Raw genomic sequence first — 18,770 nt, forward strand, 5'->3', positions numbered from 1 at the left:
ATTAAGTATCTCGATGTCAAGATAACCAATGACCGACAGAGCCTCACGCGCCGCTGCTGAATGGGCCGTCCAACGCCCCGACCTGGACATGCTGCCCATGGAGGTGCTGGGTCGCCTGAACGAGGCATCCCAGTTGATCGTGCGCGAGCGACAGGCGCCGATCTTCTCCGGCTACGGGCTTCAGCCTGGCGAGTTTGATGTTCTGGCGACCCTGCGTCGGGCGGCGCCGCAGACGGGTTTGACGCCCACCGCTCTGTTCGAGGCGACCATGATGTCGTCTGGCGGCATGACCGCACGCATCGATCGGCTGGAGAAAGCCGGTCTGGTCGAGCGAGGTCCCCATCCGAGCGACCGCCGCGCCACACTGGTCAAGCTGACGGTCAAGGGGTTCGATCTGATCGACGGCATGATGTCGATTCATGAACGAACGGCGCAGGAAATCCTGTCGCCCTTGTCACGAGAGGAGCAGACGCTGCTCAATGGCCTGTTGGCCCGACTGGTCAGCGGGTTGAACGCCTAGGTTCAGATGCGCCCGCGCAGAGCGGCCCAGATCAGGCGCAGGCGCTTGAGCGGTTCGGGCGTGTCCTGCCCCGCCAGGGCCGCATGGGCCAAGCCTGGGAAGGCGGCGGGCGGCAGGGATTTCAAGGCGCGATTGGCGGCGGGGCGCAACGCCCTCGCCTCATCCGCCCGCCCGGTCTGCGAAAGCCCCCAGACCCGCCCGGCGTCAGCGACAGCAGACGCATGACCCGGTCCGGCCAGCACATGCACCGCCGTCTGCATCGGACCGACGTAGAAGGCGTCCAGGTCATGCGGTTCACCATGGACGCGACCGATATGCGCCTCGATCAGGGCGTCGAACGGTCCGCGCTCCAGTCCGTGGCGCGTCGCCATGTCGGACAGGGCCTCCAGCACCGGATGCCCCTTGCGCGGCACGCCGGTGAAGACGCCGTCCATCTGCTCGGCCCACCAGGTGTAGCGCATCTCGGCCAGCAGCGGCTGGGTGACGCGTGTGGGTATGGCCAGCAGTTCCGCCTCGAAGGCGTAGAGGGCGATCAGGTCCGCGCGCGCACGGCCGTCCGAAACCAACCGACTGGAAAGCCAGCGGTCGAGGTCGGCGGCGCGGACCTGGGCGTCCAGTTGTTCGGCGGGATCAGCCAAACAGGGTCTGGTACATGGCCATGGCCGTCAGCATCGGCAGCGACAGCAGCAGGTTGGTGCGGCTGCCCAGCATGGCGATGCGAGCGGCGCGGGCCTTCTTGTCGTCGTCGACGGCGACGATGCCCAGTGCACGCTTCTGGTTCGGCCAGATCACGCCCCAGACGTTCAGGAACATGATGATCGCCAGCCAGACGCCCAGCCCCATCAACGCAAACTGCTGGTCACCCTGATGCAGGCCGCCTGCGAAGCCGAAACTCAGCACCTCGGCGGCATAGGCATGGCCGCGCAGGCCCATCACCGCCAGGCCAGCCAACACCGTCACCAGCGCAGACCAGCGGAACCAGAACAGGGCCTCGGGCGCGATGTATTTCGACACGGCGGGTTTCAGATCGCCAGGGATTTCCGGCATTTTTCGGATCTGGACGAAGTTGAAATAGTACAGCAGCCCGATCCACAGAATGCCCGCCACGACGTGCACCCAGCGCAGCGCGGCCTGCCAGAAGATCAGGTCGAATCCGCCCGGCGCGATACGGCCGAAGGCGAAGATCATCACCGCCGCCAGCACGGCGCTGAGCAGGATGGTGTTGCGGAAATTGGCGAGCAGTCCGGACATGGCTTCAGCCCCTCCCCCGAGGCGTATTCGTTGAGATCACAGCTTGACTATAGGCGCAGTTCAGGCGGCGCGCGACACAGCGAAATCGGCCAGGTCTTCCAGCGCTCTGCGCCAGTCGCTGTCGGGCAGGATCGACAGCGCGGACTTGGCCTGATCGGCATAGTCGCCGGCCAGATCCAGCGTCGCATTGATGGCGCCGGAGCCGACCACCAGTTCGCGCGCGCGGGCGAAGTCGTCCGGCGTGCGTTCGCCCTTGGTCACGGTGCGGTCCCAGAAGGCGTCCTCGCGCCCCTTGGTGCGGGCCACCGCCAGCAGCAGCGGCAGGGTGGCCTTGCCTTCGTTGAAGTCGTCGCCGGCGTTCTTGCCCAGCGCCTCGGCGGTCGCGCCGTAATCCAGCGCGTCGTCGGCCAGCTGGAAGGCGATGCCCAGCGCCATGCCGTAGTCGCGCAACGCCTTTACGGCGGCGGCGTCCGCACCCGCGCCGACGGCGCCGGCCTCGGCGGCGGCGGCGAACAGTTCGGCGGTCTTTGCGGCGATGATCTGAAGATAGGTGGCCTGATCCAGGTTCAGGTCGTGGGCGCGCGTCAACTGCAGCACCTCCCCTTCCGAGATCACCCGCGACGCCGAGGCCAGAATGCCCAGCGCCTGCATCGAATCCGTTTCGACCATCAGCTCGAAGGCGCGGGCGAACAGGAAGTCGCCGACCAGCACGCTGGTGGGCGCGCCCCAGATCAGGTGGGCCGCAACCTTGCCGCGACGCAGTTCTGACGCATCAACGATGTCGTCATGCAGCAGGGTGGCCGTGTGGATGAACTCGACCGCAGCCGCCAGCTTCTTGGGCGACAGGATGTCTCCTTGCGCCCCGGCCGCGCGGGCGGCGGCGACCGTCAGCAACGGGCGCAGGCGTTTTCCGCCCGCCGACACCAGATGTTCAGCCAGCAGCGGGATGATCGGCACGTCAGACTGCATCCGATCAATGATCAGGGCGTCGACAGCGGCCATATCGACCTCGGCCAGCCGGACGAGGGCGTTCACGTCCCCCTTCGGGCGGGTAGCGGCGGCGATGGCAACGTCCAAGAGAAACTCTTTCACAGGGGCGCGGCGGACCGCGTCGAAGGATTTTGCAACCAGGCTGACTTGCCCCGGCGCGATGCGGCGCACAATGGTGTTCGCCCCTTTGGGGGTCAAGGAGATTGAGGGTTGGAAACCGCTGAAACAGCACGTCCTGAGGTGGTCGAGAATGGCCTGCTGAACGAACGAGTGCGCCTGCGGCAACCGGCGCGAGGCTATCGTGCAGGCATGGACGCCGCGCTTCTGGCGGCTGCGGCGCCCGTGGCGGCTGGCGAACGGCTGTTCGAGGCCGGATGCGGCGCGGGCGCCGTGCTGATGCAGATCGCGGCTCGACGAACGGAAACATTCTTGACGGGCCTGGAGCGTGACGCGTCCATGGCGACGCTGGCGACGGAAAACGCCGCCCTGAACGGCGTTCAGGACCGCGTGATGATTCGCCAGGGCGATGTGGCGGCAGGCTTTCGTGCGTTGGACCTGCCCCCCTTCGACTGGGCCGTCTCCAACCCGCCTTTCTTCGATGACGCAGGGGCGTTGCGCGCCCCCGCCGAGGGCAAGCGCGGCGCCTGGATGGCCGACGACGGTCTGGCCGCCTGGACCGGTTTCCTGCTGAAGTCAGTCCGCGAGGGCGGGCGCATCGTGGTCATCCACCGCGCCGACCGCCTGGCCGATCTGCTGGCCCTGCTGGGTCAAAAGGCGGGGTCTTTCGCCATCCGGCCCATTCATCCCTTCGCGGATGAACCGGCCAAGCGCGTACTGGTCCACGCCATCAAGACCGGCAGGGCGCCCTTGCGCCTGCTGCCGCCGCTGGTGTTGCACGACCGCACCGGCGGCAAACACACCCCCGAAGCCGAGGCGATCCTGCGGGGAGAGGCCGCGCTGGATTGGTGATCCCCACCTGATCCTTCTCCCATTGGGAGAAGGTGGCCCATAGGGCCGGATGAGGGTCGGACGGCTCACCCTCACCCTTTCGCGCAGAATGATCGCCGACGCTCTCGTGCGCTCAAGCCCTCTGCCGCCGGGAGAGGGAAATGGCTTCACGCCCAGTTCGGCTTGCGCTTGTCCAGGAAGGCGCGGACGCCCTCCTGCCCTTCCGCCGACACCCGTGCGCGCGCGATGCGTTTGGCGGTGTCGTCCAGCAGGCTGTTGTCCAGCTTGTGATGGGCGATGTCGTTCACCAGACGCTTGGCGTCGCCCATCGCGCCGGGCGCATTGCCTGACAGGCTGTCGGTCAACATGGAGATGAACTCGTCCACCGAACCTTCCGGCAGGACCAGATCGATCAGGCCCGCATGGGCGGCATAGTCGGCGTCGAAGCTGTTGCCGGTCAGGAACAGTTGGCGGGCGCGGCGGGCGCCGACGGCCTCTATGACATAAGGGGCGATGGTCGCCGGAATCAGGCCCAGCTTGACCTCGGAGAAGGCGAAGCGCGCGCCGTCGACCGCCACGGCCATGTCGCAGGCGGCGACGATACCCGCGCCGCCCCCCATGGCGTTGCCTTCGACCACAGCCACCGTCAGAGCCGGCACGTCATGCAGCGCCTTCAGCATCCGCGCCAGACCCAGTGCGTCGTCGCGGTTGTCGCTCTCGGACCAGTCGGCGGCGTCGCGCATCCAGTTCAGGTCCGCGCCCGCGCTGAAGTTGCCGCCAGCGCCGCGGATGAAGACCGCCCGCACCCGGTCGGCGCCATGCAGGGTTTCGAACGCCTCATGCAGGGCTGCGATGACGGCGGCGTCAAAGGCGTTCTTCTTGTGCGGGCGGTTGATGGTGACGAAGACCACCCCGTCGACGGTCGAGTCGATCTGCACCAGATCATCGTTCGCATCCGGCGCGGGATCGGCCACCAGCGGGTGCGAGATGCGATTGATCTCCGCCGCCTCGGCGTCGGTGACGTCCAGAGCGTTCAGATCGGCTTCGTTGGGCGTTTCGGCCATGGTCTTATCCTTGCGGGCAGCGAATGACGACCTGGGGTTCGTCGCCATAGTTGAAACTGAGCGTCTGTCGGTCGTTCGACAGCGTCAGGGTGCGTTCCAGACGACGAACATCCCCGTCATTGTCATGATCGACCGTAAGCCTAACGCGCTCAGGTCCGATTTCGTTGACCGAGATCACAGCGTCAGATGTTTCGGAATAGGTGATGTCCCTGGCGTCGATGGCCAGGCTCATCTTTCCGGTGCTCTCCTCGGCCGCGCATTCCGCCAGATCCGTCGCCCATGCGCCGCGAAATGCCTGCGGGATCAAGGCGACGGCGGCGTCGGGCTTGGGCGGCGCGACCACCTCTGCAGGCTCCGACGCAACGGCTTGGGGCGCAGGCTCGCGCCCCTCGCAGGCGGCCAGCGCCAGCACGGACAGGACCGCTGCACCCACGCGGATCGACCTCACCCGGATCAGACCTTGTCGCAACGGTGGGCCAGAACGGTCTCGCCCTTCTGTTCAATCCGCAGGTTGATGCCCGCCACCGGCGACAAGCGCAGCGTCTGGGTCAAGGTCACGTCGCCGTCTGACGACTGATTGTCCAGGACGACGCGGATGGTCAGGTCATCCAGGGCTTCCAGCGCGGTCAGGGTCGAGGTGTCCTCGTAACCCTTGATCTGGTTTTCAGTGATGGCGAACCGCGTGCCGCTTTCATCCTTGGCGCAGCCGTCGTCGCTGTAGTCCCAGTTGCCGCGGAACCCGACCGGGAAGACCGCTCGCGCCGACCGGCCAGCCATGGCGGCCTCTTCCTCCGCCGCCGAAACCGGCGCAGACGCGGGCTGCTGGGCCGCCTGTTCCGCGACCGGCGCGGTGTCCGCAGGCGCAGCAGGCTTGTCCGCAGCGGGCGAATTGCAGGCCGCCAGAGCCAACGAAAAAACCGAAGTCAGGGCGATTGCGGTGACAGTCGTCTTCATGATTCAGGCCTTCCAGCGTTCGATCTTCAGGATCAGAGAGGCCACAGTCTCAGGCCCGGCGTTTCTCTTCAAGCAGATTTTGAACAGTGCATATTTCAACCCGCTCGATTACATCCGGAAAACGCCGAAGGTGGTGTCGGGCACGGGCGCATTCAGGCTGGCGCTGATGGCCAGACCCAGCACGTCGCGCGTCTGGGCCGGGTCGATCACCCCGTCATCCCAAAGGCGGGCGGTGGCGTAATAGGGGTTGCCCTCGTCCTCATATTTCTGGCGGATCGGCGCCTTGAAGGCCTCGGCCTCATCCGGCGTCCAGGTGTCCGCATCGCGGTGAACGGTGGCCAGGACCGACGCCGCCTGCTCGCCGCCCATCACCGAAATCCGGCTGTTCGGCCAAGTGAACAGGAAGCGCGGCGAATAGGCCCGGCCGCACATGCCATAGTTCCCGGCGCCGAAGCTGCCGCCGATCAGGACGGTGAATTTGGGCACCTCTGCGCTGGCCACCGCCGTCACCAGTTTGGCGCCGTCCTTGGCGATGCCGCCCGCTTCATATTTGCCGCCGACCATGAAGCCGGAGATGTTCTGCAGGAAGACCAGCGGGATCTTGCGCTTGCAGGCCAGTTCGATGAAGTGCGCCCCCTTCTGGGCGCTCTCGGAGAACAGCACGCCGTTGTTGGCCAGGATGGCGACCGGATAGCCCCAGATGCGCGCGAAGCCGCAGACCAGGGTGGTTCCGTACAGGGCCTTGAACTCATCAAACTCTGACCCGTCCACCACGCGGGCGATGACCTCACGCACATCATAGGGGGCGCGCACGTCGTCGGGGATCAGGCCGTACAGTTCATCGGCGTCGAACGCGGGCGCCCTGGGCTCGCGCACGTCCAGCGGCATCGGCTTGGTCGTGTTCAGATTGGCGACGATGGAGCGCACGATCTCAAGCGCGTGCTCGTCGTTCTCGGCCACATGGTCGACCACGCCGGACCTGCGTCCGTGGGTTTCGGCCCCGCCCAGCTCCTCGGCCGAGATCACCTCGCCCGTGGCGGCCTTCACCAGCGGCGGCCCGGCCAGGAAGATGGTGCCCTGATTGCGCACGATCACCGTCTCGTCTGACATGGCCGGGACATAGGCGCCGCCCGCCGTGCAGCTTCCCATCACACAGGCGATCTGGGCGATGCCACGCGCGCTCATCCGCGCCTGATTGAAGAAGATGCGGCCGAAGTGGTCACGGTCGGGAAACACCTCGGCCTGATGCGGCAGGTTGGCCCCGCCGGAATCGACCAGATAGACGCAGGGCAGATTGTTCTGCTCGGCGATCTCCTGCGCGCGCAGATGCTTCTTCACCGTCATAGGGAAATAGGCGCCGCCCTTCACCGTCGGGTCGTTGGCGACGACCATGACCTCGCGGCCCGAGACACGGCCAACGCCCGCGATGACGCCCGCACCCGGCGCCTCGTCGCCGTACATGCCGCCCGCCGCCAGCTGCCCGAGCTCAAGGAAGGGCGAGCCGGGATCCAGCAGCCGTTCGACCCGATCACGCGGCAACAGCTTGCCACGCGCCACATGGCGCTCTCGCGACTTGTCGGAACCGCCCCGCGCCGCCTTGGCCACATGGTCGCGCAGTTCTGCGACCAGGGCGCTGTTATGCGCGTGCAGGGACTTGTATTGCGGGCTTTGCGGATCGACCGCGGATGTCAGCTTCGGCATGGACGTAAGGTGTAAGCAGGTCTGGCCGCCGGGAAAAGCCCTTCCTCATCCGCATCCCAAATAGCAGGATGACCGCAGCAGACGGCCACGCGCCGTCCATATATTGCAGCAAAGCTCTTGAACGCGCATTTTCGAGCCGGATCGCATGATTATGTGCGAGGAACCGCCGCCAGACCGGCGCAACCTTGCCTCCCCGCCCCTTTTCGCCTATAGGCCCCGCCTTTCCAGGGCTTCGGTCCTGTCGCGGAACGCCAAAGGGTTGGACAATCGGTCCCGCCGCCGCGCCAGGAGCCATCGTGGGATCGACTTACCCGGTCGTTGCCGCGCCGATGCCCACAAGGGAGACTACCGCATGGCTCTTTACGAGCACACGGTCATGACGCGCCAGGACATCTCGGCGCAACAGGCCGAAGCGCTGAATGACACCATCAAGGATCTGATCGTCGCCGGTGGCGGCTCGGTCGCCAAGATCGAATACTGGGGTCTGCGCAACCTGACGTACCGCGTGAAGAAGAACCGCAAGGCTCACTATTCGCTGCTGGCCGTCGACGCCCCTCCGGCCGCCATGGCCGAAGTCGAGCGTCAGCTGGGCATCAACGAAGACGTGCTGCGTTGGCTGACCGTCCGCGTCGAGGAACTCGACCTGGAACTGTCGCCCCTGCTGGCCCGCCGCGAGCGTGAACGCGAGCGTGAGCGCGAGCGCACGCCGCGCGAAGACGCCGCCGCCGACGCCGAATAAGGAACCCGGAACATGACCGATACAACCGCCCCGACCCCGGGCGCTCCGGCCGGCTCCGGCTCGGCCGGCCGCCGCCCCTTCTATCGTCGCCGCAAGGTCTGCCCGTTCTCGGGCGCCAATGCGCCGAAGATCGACTACAAGGACGTGAAGCTGCTGCAGCGTTACGTTTCCGAACGCGGCAAGATCGTGCCTTCGCGCATCACCGCCGTCTCCCAGAAGAAGCAGCGTGAACTGGCCAAGGCCATCAAACGCGCCCGCTATCTGGCCCTCCTGCCGTACGTGGTGAAGTAAGATGAAGGTCGTTCTGCTGGAACGCGTCGATAACCTCGGCGCCATCGGCGACGTCGTCACTGTCAAGGACGGCTTCGCCCGCAACTTCCTTCTGCCGCGCGACAAGGCCCGCCGGGCCACCGCCGCCAACCTGAAGGCGTTCGAACTCGACCGCGCCGCCATCGAGCAGCGCAACGAGAAGAACAAGTCCGACGCACAGAAGGTCGCCGACAAGATCGACGGCCAGACCTACGTCATGATCCGTCAGGCTGGTGAAACCGGCCAACTGTACGGATCGGTCGCCGGCCGCGACGTCGCCGAAGCCATCCAGGCTGAAGGCGGCAAGGTCGAGCGTTCGCAAGTCGTCCTGAACACGGCGATCAAGACCCTGGGCGTTCACGAAGTGCCGGTTCGCCTGCACGCCGAAGTCCGCGCTGTGGTCAAGATCAACATCGCCCGTTCGGCCGATGAAGCTGAGCGTCAAGCCAAGGGCGAAGACGTGATCCGCAGCCAGTTCGACAATGAGCGCCAGGCCGCCGAGCAATCGGCCCAGGAACTCATCGAAGGCGGCGCCGGTCAACAAGAAGGCTTCGGCGACGAAGCCTGATCCCACCGGATCAGCAAGACATGAGGGGCGCGTTCCGCAAGGGACGCGCCCTTTTTGCTGCGTCACATCCGGGATCCATTAGATTTCCTAAATCCGCCTATAGCAGAAGTCGCCGCCCGCCTGATTGACCCCGCCATGATCGCGCCCTTGATATGGCGATGACCGCGAGCCCCCTCCCCCCTTTCTCGCGGACGGAGACCCCCATGCTAAACGGCCCGCCGAACAAGGCGTGGTCGGCAGTCGGCAGGCGATGTCGCGGCTGAGCCGTCAATCGCACCGTCAAACTGCCGCCTTCAAAACGCCGGACGCCAAAGGCGACGGCGTGCGCCCAACGCGCCAATAACAAAACATCAGGAAATCTCTCCAATGCGCATCCCCCCTGTCCGGAACGCCTCCCCCGTTCTGTTCGCCACCGCCTCAGCCATCGCCCTGCTGACCGCAGCGCCCGCCTTCGCCCAATCCACCGAACAATCCGCCGAGACCGTCAGCGACATCGTCGTCACCGGCACCCGGGCGCCGAACCGTTCGCGCCTCGACACCCTGGCGCCCGTCGACGTGGTGACGGCCCAGAACCTGCAGAAGACCGGCACGACCGAGTTCGCGACGGCTCTGGCCCAGGCCATCCCGTCCCTGACCTTCCAGCGCCCGTCCGCCAATGACGGTACGGACTCGGTTCGCCCCATCACCCTGCGCGGCCTGTCGCCGGATCAGACTCTGGTTCTGGTCAACGGCACGCGGCGTCACGCCTCCGCCCTGGTCAATGTCAACGGCACGGTCGGGCGGGGCTCGGCTGCGGTCGATCTGAACACCATCCCGACAGGCGCTCTGGACCGGGTCGAAGTGCTGCGTGACGGCGCCTCGGCTCAATATGGTTCGGACGCCATCGCCGGGGTCGTGAACCTGCGCCTGAAGGAAGCCTCCAGCGGCGGCGGCGCCAGCGTCACCTACGGCCAGTATCTGACCACCGTGAAGACCGCGCGCGGCGAGCGCGACGAACACGACGGCGCCACCGTGACCGCATCCGCCTGGCAGGGCTTTGCGCTGGGCGACGACGGCTTCCTGACTCTGTCAGCCGAGTATCTGAACCGCGACAGCACCAACCGCGCGGACTATGACCCCCGCCCCGCCGCCAATGGCGGGATCACCGCCCGGTTCGGCGACCCGGATGTCGAGCAATGGACGGTCTTCGCCAATGCGGGCAAGGGTCTGGGCAATGGCTGGAAGGCCTATGGCTGGGCGGGTTATCAAGACCGCGACAGCACCGGCGCCGCCTTCCCGCGCCTGTCCGACAACATCAACAACGTCGCTTCCATCTATCCCAACGGCTTCCTGCCCAAGGTGGCGATCAACTCCAAGGACGCCTCGGTCGCCGGCGGCCTGCGCGGTGAGCTGGCCGGGTGGAACGCCGACATCAGCCTGACCTATGGCCGCAACGCCCTGGACTTCCGCACCAAGGATTCGCTGAACTCGACCTATGGCGCCAACTCGCCGACCGACTTTGATTCCGGCAGCCTGATCTATGACCAACTGGTGCTGGGCGCCGACTTCAGCCGCGCCTTCGATGTGGGCTTGTCCGCCGGTCCGTTGAACTTCGCCTGGGGTCTGGAGCAACGCTGGGAGAGCTATCAGATCAAGGCGGGCCAGCCTGAAAGCTACAACCGCGGCCCTCTGGGCGCGGACACCCGGTTTGCTGGCGGCGCCCAGGGCTTCGTGGGCTTCCAGCCCTCGAATGAAGTCGATGTCGATCGCAACAACTTCGCCGCCTACGCCGACGTGGAAATCCCGCTGACCGACAAGCTGACGGTCGATGGAGCCGTGCGTTTCGAGGACTATTCCGACTTCGGCACGACCCAGACAGGCAAGCTCTCGGCCCGCTATGACTTCAACCATAGCTTCGCCCTGCGCGGCTCGATCTCGACAGGCTTCCGCGCGCCGTCGCTGCAGCAGTCGTATTTCACCTCGACCCAGTCGGTGATCCAGAACGGCGCCGTGGTTGAAACCGGCACCTTCCCGGCGACCAGCGCGGTGGCGTCGGCCCTGGGCGCGCGCCCGCTGAAGGCCGAAACCTCGACCAACTATTCGTTGGGCGGCGTGCTGCGTCTGGGCCGCTTCGACCTGACGGTCGACGCCTACAAGATCGACATCGACAACCAGATCGTTTTGTCGGAACTGATCAACCGCAGCTTCTCACCCCAGGTCGCAGGGCTGCTTGACCCGCTGGGCATCCAGGCTGCGCGCTTCTTCCTGAACGGCGTCTCGACCTCGACCGAAGGCGTGGACATCGTGGGCCGCTATCGCCTGCCGACCGAACGCCTGGGTGATTTCGACTTCACGGTCGCCGCCAACTTCAATGATGTGAAGGTCAACAAGCTGCCGAACTCATCGTCGGTGCTGAACCCGGTCCCGACCCTGTTCGCCCGTCAGCGCATCCTGACCATCGAAGACGGGACGCCCGACACCAAGGTCTCGGCCGCCGCCGACTGGGGCCTGAACAAGTTCGGCGCCACGGTTCGCGCCACCTACTATGGCGACGTGCTGCAGGCAGGTTCGACTCCCGGCGGCGATTATTCGACCGGCGCCAAGACGGTCATTGATCTGGAAGGCCGTTATCAACTGACCGACCGGATCGGCGTCACCGTCGGCGTGGACAATCTGTTCGACGAATATCCGGACTATGTGCCGATCAGCAACGCGGCGTCCGCCCCTGGCACTGACCTGACGTCCAACGGGGTTCTGGGCTTCCCCTACTACTCGCCGTTCGGCTTCAACGGCCGTTACGCCTACGCTCGCCTGAGCGTGAAATGGTGAGCTGACACACAGATCAGGACGACGAAGGGCGCTCTGCGGAGCGCCCTTTTTCTCTGGTGAAGAACGGGTCTGCCCCGCCTGATCTTCATTGAGAAAATTCGGTTCGCCCACAGGGGGGACGATCTGTCCACGGTCTAGTCCGCGTCCCCATCTGACGCAGACGCGCGTCAGGGGTAAAGCGTTAAGACAATGAACGCCTTCGCCCCCATGCCCTATTCGTCCGCCCCGTCGGATTCCGTCAGCGTCAGCTCGATGCCCCACAACCTGGAGGCCGAGCAGGCCCTGCTGGGTTCGCTGATGTTCGACAACGGGGTGTTCGAGCGCCTCAGCGACCGCCTGCGCGGCAGCCATTTCTACGAACCTTTCCACCAGCGCCTGTTCGAAGCGATCGAGGACCACATCCGCCAGGGCATGCTGGCCGAGCCGACCATCCTTATGGAGCGCTTCAAGCAGGACCCGGCGTTTCATGAGTTCGGCGGCCTGCGTTACCTCGCCGACCTGGTGGACCGTGCGCCGCCCGCGGCCAACGCCCCCGACTATGCCCGCGTGGTCTATGACCTGGCGCTGCGCCGCGATCTGATCCGCATTGGCGGCGACATCATCAAGGAGGCGCCCAACCCCGAGACGCCCGCCGACGAACAGATCGAACAGGCCGAACAGACCCTGTATTCGCTGGCCGAAACGGGCAAGCCGTCATCCGGCTTCGTCAGTTTCTCGCACGCCCTGTCCGGCGCCGTGCAGATGGCGGCGGAAGCCTATCAGCGTGAAGGCAAGCTGGCGGGTCTGGCCACGGGCCTGAACGACCTGGACCGCAAGCTGGGGGGCCTGCACCCCTCTGACCTTCTGATCCTGGCGGGACGTCCGTCGATGGGTAAGACCGCACTGGCCACCAACATGGCCTTCAACGTGGCCCGCGCCTATCAGTGGGAGCCGACGCCCGAGGGCCGCAAGACCGTCAACGGCGGGGTCGTGGCCTTCTACTCGCTGGAAATGAGCGCCGAACAGTTGGCCATGCGTATTCTGGCCGATGCGTCGGGCGTGTCATCAGACAAGCTGCGTAAGGGCGAGATCGACGCCTCGGACTTCGGCAAGCTGCGCGATGCGGCGGTCGAGATCGGCGAAAGCCCCCTCTACATCGACGCCACCGGCGGCATCTCCATCTCCAAGCTGTCGGCCCGCGCACGGCGCCTGAAGCGGATGGAGCATGGGCTTGACCTGATCATCGTCGACTACCTTCAGCTGGTGACGACAGGCGAAGGCGGCGGCCAGAAGAACCGCGTGCAGGAAGTGTCCGAAATCACCGGCGGTCTGAAGGCCCTGGCCAAGGAGTTGTCGGTGCCGATCATCGCCCTGTCGCAGCTGTCGCGTCAGGTCGAACAGCGCGACGACAAGCGCCCGCAACTGTCCGACCTGCGGGAATCCGGCTCTATCGAGCAGGACGCCGACTGCGTGATGTTCGTCTATCGCGAAAGCTATTACCTGGGCCGGGCCGAACCGCGCGAAGGCACCGAGGAGCACCTGCAATGGCAGCAGGACATGGACCGCCTGCAGGGCCAGGCCGAGGTCGTCATCGGCAAGCAGCGCCACGGCCCCATCGGCATCGTCAAACTGGCCTTCGACGCCGACACCGTCCGCTTCGGCAACCTGGCGCACGGCTATGAGGAAGTCAGCTACGAATAGGGCGGCGCACGCCGCCCTGTCCGTTCGTCAGGCCGCAGTGACGGTGATCTGAACGTCAATATTGCCGCGCACAGCCTTGGAATAGGGGCAGGTGCGATGGGCCTCTTCGACGATGGATTCGGCGGTCTGTTGGTCGACGCCGGTGATGGTGACCGCCAGCGCCACCGACAAGGCCACGCCGCCGTCATCCTGCTGGTTCAGACCGACCGAGGCGGCGATCGCGACCTGATCGTCTGCAACCTTGTGCTTGCGCCCCGCTACATGGATCACCGCGCTGCCGAAACATCCGGCATAGCCCGCCGCGAACAGTTGTTCCGGGTTGGTCGCATTACCGCGTCCGCCAATGGCCGCCGGTTGCGCCAGTTTCAGATCCAGAAAGCCGTCATCGCTGAGCGCCGCGCCATTACGGCCGCCGACGACGTTCACTGTGGTTGAATAGAGGGTCTTCATCCGCGTCATCTCCCTGCGGAACAAATAGGATGCGCCGAACCGTCCGCCTTTGAACGGTCCGGCGCGGTCTGGGCATCAGGCGGTTATGCCGCCATCGACAGTGATCTCCGCCGCCGTGGTGTAGCTGGCTTCGTCCGAGGCCAGATAGACGATCATATTGGAGACCTCCTGCGGGTCCGCCAGACGCTTGACCGGAATGCGGCTGTTGATTTCGGCGACGCGCTCAGGATCGGGCTCGTCCACCATGGGGGTCTGGATGATGCCGGGCAGGACGGTGTTGACGCGGATATTCTCTTCCGCGAACTCCAGAGCGGCGACGCGGCTGAGGCCGTGAATGGCGATCTTGGCGGCGGTGTAGGCCGAGTTGCCCTTCACCCCGCGATAAACCGCCGCCGACGAGACGTTGACGATGGAGCCGACGCCCGCACGGCGCATCGACGGCAGCACCGTCTTCATGCCCAGAAAGACGCTGTTCTGGTTCACGGCGATGACCTTCGAATATTCCTCGAACGTCAGGTCCGCGATTTCCTTCAGCAGGACGATGCCGGCGTTGTTGACCAGAACACTGACCGGACCGAACGCCGCCTCTGTCTCGGCGACCACGCGCTCCCAGTCCTGGGGGTTCGACACATCGTGCTGGATGAACAGGGCGTTCTCGCCCAGTTCGGCGGCCAGCTCCTGGCCCAGTTCGACCCGAACATCGGTGAAGGCCACCTTGGCGCCTTCCTTGATGAAGGCGCGAACGTGCGAGGCGCCCTGCCCGCGCGACCCGCCCGTCACGATCGCCACCTTGCCTTGAAGTCTTCCGGTCATGGTCTTCTCCTGCCCCTGCGGCCGCGCCGCATCGAGGCCTCTGAAATCAGGTTCACAATCGTCCTTCTGGCGGCGGTGGGGAGCCCGAGCGTCATGTGGACAACGTCAACATGAGAAGCGAAGTTGACGTTGTCAACATGGTCCGGCAGGGTGCGGTCTATGGCTTCATCACGGTTTGACGATCTGTTGGCGGCGGCCGCCGTTCTGCTGGATGGCGCAGGATCGACCGCGGTGACGCTACGCGACGTGGCCGCCGCCGTCGGCGTGTCGCACAACGCGCCATACCGCCATTTCTCCAGCAAGCAGGATATCCTGGAGGCCCTGATCGCGCGCGAGATCGTGGCCATGTGCCAGACTGCCGAACGCGCCGAAACGCCCCTCAGCGTACAGGCCCTGACGCTTGTATTCGCCAACTGGGCGCTAACACACACCGAACGGTTTCGGCTTCTGATCCAGCAATGGCCGCATGGAGAGCGCGAAGACTTGCTTCAGGCGATGGAGCGCTGGGACGTCATCTACACCCGCGCCACGCAGGCCGATCAACAGATCGGCGCCCTGCCCCCTGGCGACCCGCAGCGCCTCAGCTATCTGATCCGCTCAACTACCCTGGGATCAATTCAGCATTATCTGGCGGCAGGACGCACGGACGTGCCTGAACCGGCTCAGATCATCGACGACCTGTTTCATCACCTTGGCCGAAGCGCGCAGGCATAAACCGCTTCCATCATGGGAAACTTGGCGCATAACGGGCGGATGCTGACCCCCGCTGTCCTCTCCGTCGATCTGAACGCTCTGGCGCGCAACTATCATACGCTGGAGGCCCTCACCGGCGTGCCAGTGCATCCGGTGGTCAAGGCGGACGGGTACGGGCTGGGCGCCGCACCCTGTGCAAAACGGTTGATGGCCGAAGGGGCCCGGACCTTCTTTGTGGCGCGCGCCGCCGAGGGGCTGGCGCTCAGGACGTCACTGGGCTCAGAGCCGACCATCTATGTGCTGGACGGCTGCCACGGGGAAATCGCGGGCGCGCTGAAGGCGGCGAACGTGCGCCCCGTCCTGAACCAGCCCGCACAGATGGCGGCCTGGGCGGCGGCGGGCGGCGGCGCCTGCGGATTGCAGATCGACACCGGCATGAACCGCATCGGCTTCCGGCCCGAAGATGCGCCCGAGATGTTCGCGGGGCTGGAGCTGGTTCTGACCCACCTGGCCTGCGCCGACGAACCGGCCAATCCGATGAACCGCCAGCAGCGCGACCTGTTTGCGGTTTCTGTCCAGCGCTATCCGGGTGTGACCCGCTCGTTCGCCAACTCCAGCGGCTGTTTCCTGGGCCGTGACTTCCAGTTCGACACCGCCCGCCCCGGCGTCGCCCTGTTCGGCGGCGGGCCCGAGGGCAAGCCCGACACACGCATCGCCCCGGTGGCGACCCTGCTGGCGGATGTTCTGCAGGTGCGGGACGTGCCTGCGGGCGAAAGCGTCGGCTACGGACGCGGCTTCATCGCCGATCGCCCTGTGCGGGTGGCGACGGTGGCGACAGGTTATGCCGATGGCGTGATGCGGTCCTACAGCCCGCGCGGCGAGGTCTGGATCGCAAACGAGACCCGACCGCTGCTGGGCCGGGTCTCGATGGACGTCTGTGCTGTCGATGTGACCGGACTGGATGTCTCGGTCGGCGACAAGGCCGAGCTATTCGGCCCGAACAGGCCGGTGGATGCGGCAGCGGCGGCGGCCGGGACCATCAGCTATGAGCTTCTGACCTCGATCACCACGCGCGTGCCGCGGGCCTATACTCAGTAACCGCCGGTGCTGAGCGCCGCGACGCTGGCCGTCGAGAGCACGAAGATTGCAGCAACAGCGCCGACGATGGCGCCCAGGATCACGCCCAGCACAATGCCGGCCAGCAGGATCACGACGTAATAGACGACCTTCTTGTCCTCCGGCACCTTCATCAGGATCGGCAGGCCAAAGAACAGCAGGACCAGGCTATAGATCGCGCCGACCAAGGCGATCAAACCGCCAGCAACCGGAATCAGGTTGGCGATGCCCGCGACCCAGGCCGCCGTATAGGCATAGACAGCCAGTTTCTGAGCCTGGACCGGATTGGGCGTGGCGCCGAAGCTGGAGGCCAGAGCGTTGATGATGACGCCCAGAATGAAGACGCCGGCCAGACCCAGCACATAGGACAGGATCGCCAGGATCAGGGCGCCGACGATGCCTTGATGCAGGAAGACCAGGCTGGCGATCAGGGTGGCGATCGGTGCGATCGCCGCCAGGATCATGGCATAGCCCGTATAGAGGCTCTTGGTCGTGGCGAACTCACGATCAATGACCTGCCACTCCAGCTTGGGCTGAAGCAGGATGCCCTTTACGCGGGCGACGAGCGCCGGATTTACGGCGGGTTGCGACGAGTCGGACATAGGTGTGGCAGGCCTTTATGGGGATGCGATGTTGAATATTGACGTTACGTCACATCAAGAAGCAAGCGCTTGTGCGACAAAGTCTCAATACCCACCCAAGGCAAAGGTTGCGTGTACGTCCGAGAGTGGCGTGGATAAACCGCAAACGCCGTCAGACAGGCGGTCCAATCGCCCGGTCTGCTAAGGAAGCTCATGGCTCGCGATTCTGTTCTTTACGTCTGTCAGTCCTGCGGCACGGTTCACGGCAAATGGTCGGGACAATGTTCGTCCTGCGGCCAGTGGAACACCCTGAGCGAAGAGAGCAAATCCGCCCCGCCCGGCGCGATCAAGCCCTCGGCGTCGGCGGCGGCGCGCGGTCGCGGCATCCAGTTCGAGACCCTTCAGTCCGACACGCCGGAACCCCCGCGCATAACAACCGGCGTCGCCGAATTCGATCGCGTCTGCGGCGGCGGCGTGGTGCCGGGATCGGCCATACTGCTCAGCGGCGATCCCGGCGTGGGCAAGTCCACCCTGTTGCTGGAAGTGGCGGCCAAGGCGGCGCTGCGCGGCGCGCGCGTGGCCTATATCTCAGGCGAAGAGGCGGTTGAGCAGATCCGCGCGCGGGCCAAGCGGATGGGTTTGGCGGATGCGCCGGTCAATCTGGCGGCGGCGACGGCCCTGCGCGACATTCTCGGCACCCTGAAACGCGACAAGTTCGACATCGTCATCATCGATTCCGTCCAGACCCTGTGGTCGGACGTCCATGACAGCGGCCCGGGCTCCATCACCCAGGTGCGCGCCTGCGCCAGCGAACTGGTGCGTCTGGCCAAGAATGACGGCCCCGCCATCGTCCTGGTCGGCCACGTCACCAAGGACGGGCAAGTCGCAGGCCCTCGCGTGGTCGAACACCTGGTCGACGCCGTCATGACCTTCGAGGGCGAGCGCGGCTATCCGTTCCGCATCCTGCGCGCGGGCAAGAACCGTTTCGGCGCCACGGACGAGATCGGCGTGTTCGAAATGGGCGACAGCGGTCTGCGCGAAGTGGCCAATCCGTCCGCCCTGTTCCTGGGCGAGGGCAAGGAGCGCGCACCGGGCGCCGCCGTTTTCGCCGGGATCGAGGGCTCCCGCCCCGTGCTGGTCGAAATGCAGGCGCTGGTGTCCAAGTCGGCCTATGGCACGCCGCGCCGGGCGGTCATCGGCTGGGAGACAGGGCGTCTGGCCATGGTGCTGGCCGTGCTGGAGGCGCGCTGCGGCTTCGGCTTCGGCGATCAGGACGTTTATCTGAACGTTGCGGGCGGCTTGCGCATCAATGAACCCGCGGCGGATTTGGCGGCCGCGGCGGCCCTGATCAGTTCGGCGACCGGCGTCTCCCTGCCGCAGGGCTGTGTGGTCTTCGGCGAGATTGGCCTGTCGGGCGAAGTCCGCAGCGTGGGTCGCGCCGAGGCGCGGCTGCGAGAGGCGCAGAAGCTGGGCTTTGATCAGGTGCTCGGCCCCACGCTTCAGGCCAAGACCAAGGGGGTCAAGGTCACGTCCGTAACCCGCCTGAATGATGTGGTCGAACGAATCTCCCAGAACCGCTACTAGC

At 65.6% G+C, this 18,770-nt stretch carries 20 protein-coding genes; 10 read left to right on the forward strand and 10 right to left on the reverse strand.

Annotated elements, in window-relative coordinates:
• Nucleotides 1-28: 28 nt before the first annotated feature.
• Complete coding sequence (locus KWG56_RS07520; RefSeq protein WP_219354309.1) at nucleotides 29-520, forward strand: MarR family winged helix-turn-helix transcriptional regulator; 492 nt, start codon at nucleotides 29-31, stop codon at nucleotides 518-520.
• 2 nt (nucleotides 521-522) lie between these two features.
• Here the strand turns inward: KWG56_RS07520 and KWG56_RS07525 are convergent, their stop codons facing one another.
• From KWG56_RS07525 to KWG56_RS07535, 3 genes are read right to left on the reverse strand one after another with little or no spacing between them, the layout of a single operon-like run.
• The gene (locus tag KWG56_RS07525) at nucleotides 523-1,158 is read right to left on the reverse strand and encodes a squalene/phytoene synthase family protein (RefSeq protein ID WP_219354310.1); all 636 of its coding nucleotides are present in this window, start codon (nucleotides 1,156-1,158) and stop codon (nucleotides 523-525) included.
• Entirely contained in the window at nucleotides 1,151-1,771 is a 621-nt protein-coding gene (locus KWG56_RS07530) for a hypothetical protein (protein ID WP_201100306.1), read from the reverse strand. The genes KWG56_RS07525 and KWG56_RS07530 overlap by 8 nt, the downstream gene beginning before the upstream one ends.
• A gap of 60 nt (nucleotides 1,772-1,831) precedes the next feature.
• Nucleotides 1,832-2,806, reverse strand: a complete 975-nt coding sequence (locus KWG56_RS07535) for a polyprenyl synthetase family protein (protein WP_219354311.1) — start codon at nucleotides 2,804-2,806, stop codon at nucleotides 1,832-1,834.
• 165 nt (nucleotides 2,807-2,971) lie between these two features.
• Here KWG56_RS07535 and KWG56_RS07540 point away from each other — a divergent pair, with 165 nt between their 5' ends.
• Nucleotides 2,972-3,730, forward strand: a complete 759-nt coding sequence (locus tag KWG56_RS07540; RefSeq protein WP_219354312.1) for a tRNA1(Val) (adenine(37)-N6)-methyltransferase — start codon at nucleotides 2,972-2,974, stop codon at nucleotides 3,728-3,730.
• A 146-nt stretch (nucleotides 3,731-3,876) separates the two neighbouring features.
• On the opposite strand, the gene KWG56_RS07545 is transcribed toward KWG56_RS07540, so the two are convergent.
• The 4 genes from KWG56_RS07545 to KWG56_RS07560 form a co-directional block, all read right to left on the reverse strand.
• Entirely contained in the window at nucleotides 3,877-4,773 is an 897-nt protein-coding gene (locus tag KWG56_RS07545) for an enoyl-CoA hydratase-related protein (protein WP_201100303.1), read from the reverse strand.
• Between the two features lie 4 nt (nucleotides 4,774-4,777).
• The gene (locus KWG56_RS07550) at nucleotides 4,778-5,221 is read right to left on the reverse strand and encodes a hypothetical protein (RefSeq protein ID WP_219354313.1); all 444 of its coding nucleotides are present in this window, start codon (nucleotides 5,219-5,221) and stop codon (nucleotides 4,778-4,780) included.
• Nucleotides 5,222-5,226: 5 nt separating this feature from the next.
• Nucleotides 5,227-5,727, reverse strand: a complete 501-nt coding sequence (locus tag KWG56_RS07555; protein WP_219354314.1) for a hypothetical protein — start codon at nucleotides 5,725-5,727, stop codon at nucleotides 5,227-5,229.
• A 108-nt stretch (nucleotides 5,728-5,835) separates the two neighbouring features.
• The gene (locus tag KWG56_RS07560) at nucleotides 5,836-7,428 is read right to left on the reverse strand and encodes a carboxyl transferase domain-containing protein (RefSeq protein WP_219354315.1); all 1,593 of its coding nucleotides are present in this window, start codon (nucleotides 7,426-7,428) and stop codon (nucleotides 5,836-5,838) included.
• A gap of 352 nt (nucleotides 7,429-7,780) precedes the next feature.
• On the opposite strand from KWG56_RS07560, the gene rpsF reads away from it, so the two are divergent.
• The 5 genes from rpsF (at nucleotide 7,781) to KWG56_RS07585 (ending at nucleotide 13,532) form a co-directional block, all read left to right on the forward strand.
• Nucleotides 7,781-8,167: a 30S ribosomal protein S6 gene (gene rpsF, locus KWG56_RS07565; protein WP_201100299.1), complete on the forward strand. Its 387-nt coding sequence runs from the start codon at nucleotides 7,781-7,783 to the stop codon at nucleotides 8,165-8,167.
• Between the two features lie 12 nt (nucleotides 8,168-8,179).
• Nucleotides 8,180-8,458, forward strand: coding sequence for a 30S ribosomal protein S18 (rpsR, locus tag KWG56_RS07570; protein WP_054766014.1), 279 nt, complete (start codon nucleotides 8,180-8,182; stop codon nucleotides 8,456-8,458).
• A 1-nt stretch (nucleotide 8,459) separates the two neighbouring features.
• Nucleotides 8,460-9,044, forward strand: coding sequence for a 50S ribosomal protein L9 (rplI, locus tag KWG56_RS07575; protein WP_201100298.1), 585 nt, complete (start codon nucleotides 8,460-8,462; stop codon nucleotides 9,042-9,044).
• Between the two features lie 366 nt (nucleotides 9,045-9,410).
• A complete protein-coding gene (locus tag KWG56_RS07580; protein WP_219354316.1) occupies nucleotides 9,411-11,852 on the forward strand; it encodes a TonB-dependent receptor plug domain-containing protein in 2,442 nt (813 codons plus the stop codon).
• Nucleotides 11,853-12,041: 189 nt separating this feature from the next.
• Nucleotides 12,042-13,532, forward strand: coding sequence for a replicative DNA helicase (locus KWG56_RS07585; protein ID WP_201100296.1), 1,491 nt, complete (start codon nucleotides 12,042-12,044; stop codon nucleotides 13,530-13,532).
• Nucleotides 13,533-13,559: 27 nt separating this feature from the next.
• On the opposite strand, the gene KWG56_RS07590 is transcribed toward KWG56_RS07585, so the two are convergent.
• Together KWG56_RS07590 and KWG56_RS07595 are read right to left on the reverse strand one after the other, a co-directional pair.
• Nucleotides 13,560-13,982 carry an organic hydroperoxide resistance protein gene (locus tag KWG56_RS07590; RefSeq protein WP_219354317.1) on the reverse strand — a complete coding sequence of 141 codons (423 nt, stop codon included), beginning with the start codon at nucleotides 13,980-13,982 and terminating at the stop codon, nucleotides 13,560-13,562.
• Nucleotides 13,983-14,057: 75 nt separating this feature from the next.
• The gene (locus tag KWG56_RS07595; protein ID WP_201100294.1) at nucleotides 14,058-14,795 is read right to left on the reverse strand and encodes an SDR family NAD(P)-dependent oxidoreductase; all 738 of its coding nucleotides are present in this window, start codon (nucleotides 14,793-14,795) and stop codon (nucleotides 14,058-14,060) included.
• A 159-nt stretch (nucleotides 14,796-14,954) separates the two neighbouring features.
• On the opposite strand from KWG56_RS07595, the gene KWG56_RS07600 reads away from it, so the two are divergent.
• Nucleotides 14,955-15,509, forward strand: coding sequence for a TetR/AcrR family transcriptional regulator (locus KWG56_RS07600; protein ID WP_219354318.1), 555 nt, complete (start codon nucleotides 14,955-14,957; stop codon nucleotides 15,507-15,509).
• Nucleotides 15,510-15,548: 39 nt separating this feature from the next.
• Entirely contained in the window at nucleotides 15,549-16,586 is a 1,038-nt protein-coding gene (alr, locus tag KWG56_RS07605; protein ID WP_219354319.1) for an alanine racemase, read from the forward strand.
• On the opposite strand, the gene KWG56_RS07610 is transcribed toward alr, so the two are convergent.
• Complete coding sequence (locus KWG56_RS07610) at nucleotides 16,580-17,206, reverse strand: Yip1 family protein (RefSeq protein ID WP_219354320.1); 627 nt, start codon at nucleotides 17,204-17,206, stop codon at nucleotides 16,580-16,582. The two genes, alr and KWG56_RS07610, sit on opposite strands and share 7 nt — an antisense overlap.
• A gap of 192 nt (nucleotides 17,207-17,398) precedes the next feature.
• On the opposite strand from KWG56_RS07610, the gene radA reads away from it, so the two are divergent.
• Complete coding sequence (gene radA / locus KWG56_RS07615) at nucleotides 17,399-18,769, forward strand: DNA repair protein RadA (RefSeq protein WP_219354321.1); 1,371 nt, start codon at nucleotides 17,399-17,401, stop codon at nucleotides 18,767-18,769.
• Nucleotide 18,770 lies beyond the last annotated feature (1 nt).

The organism is Brevundimonas nasdae (genome assembly GCF_019395145.1).
Classification (GTDB): domain Bacteria; phylum Pseudomonadota; class Alphaproteobacteria; order Caulobacterales; family Caulobacteraceae; genus Brevundimonas; species Brevundimonas nasdae.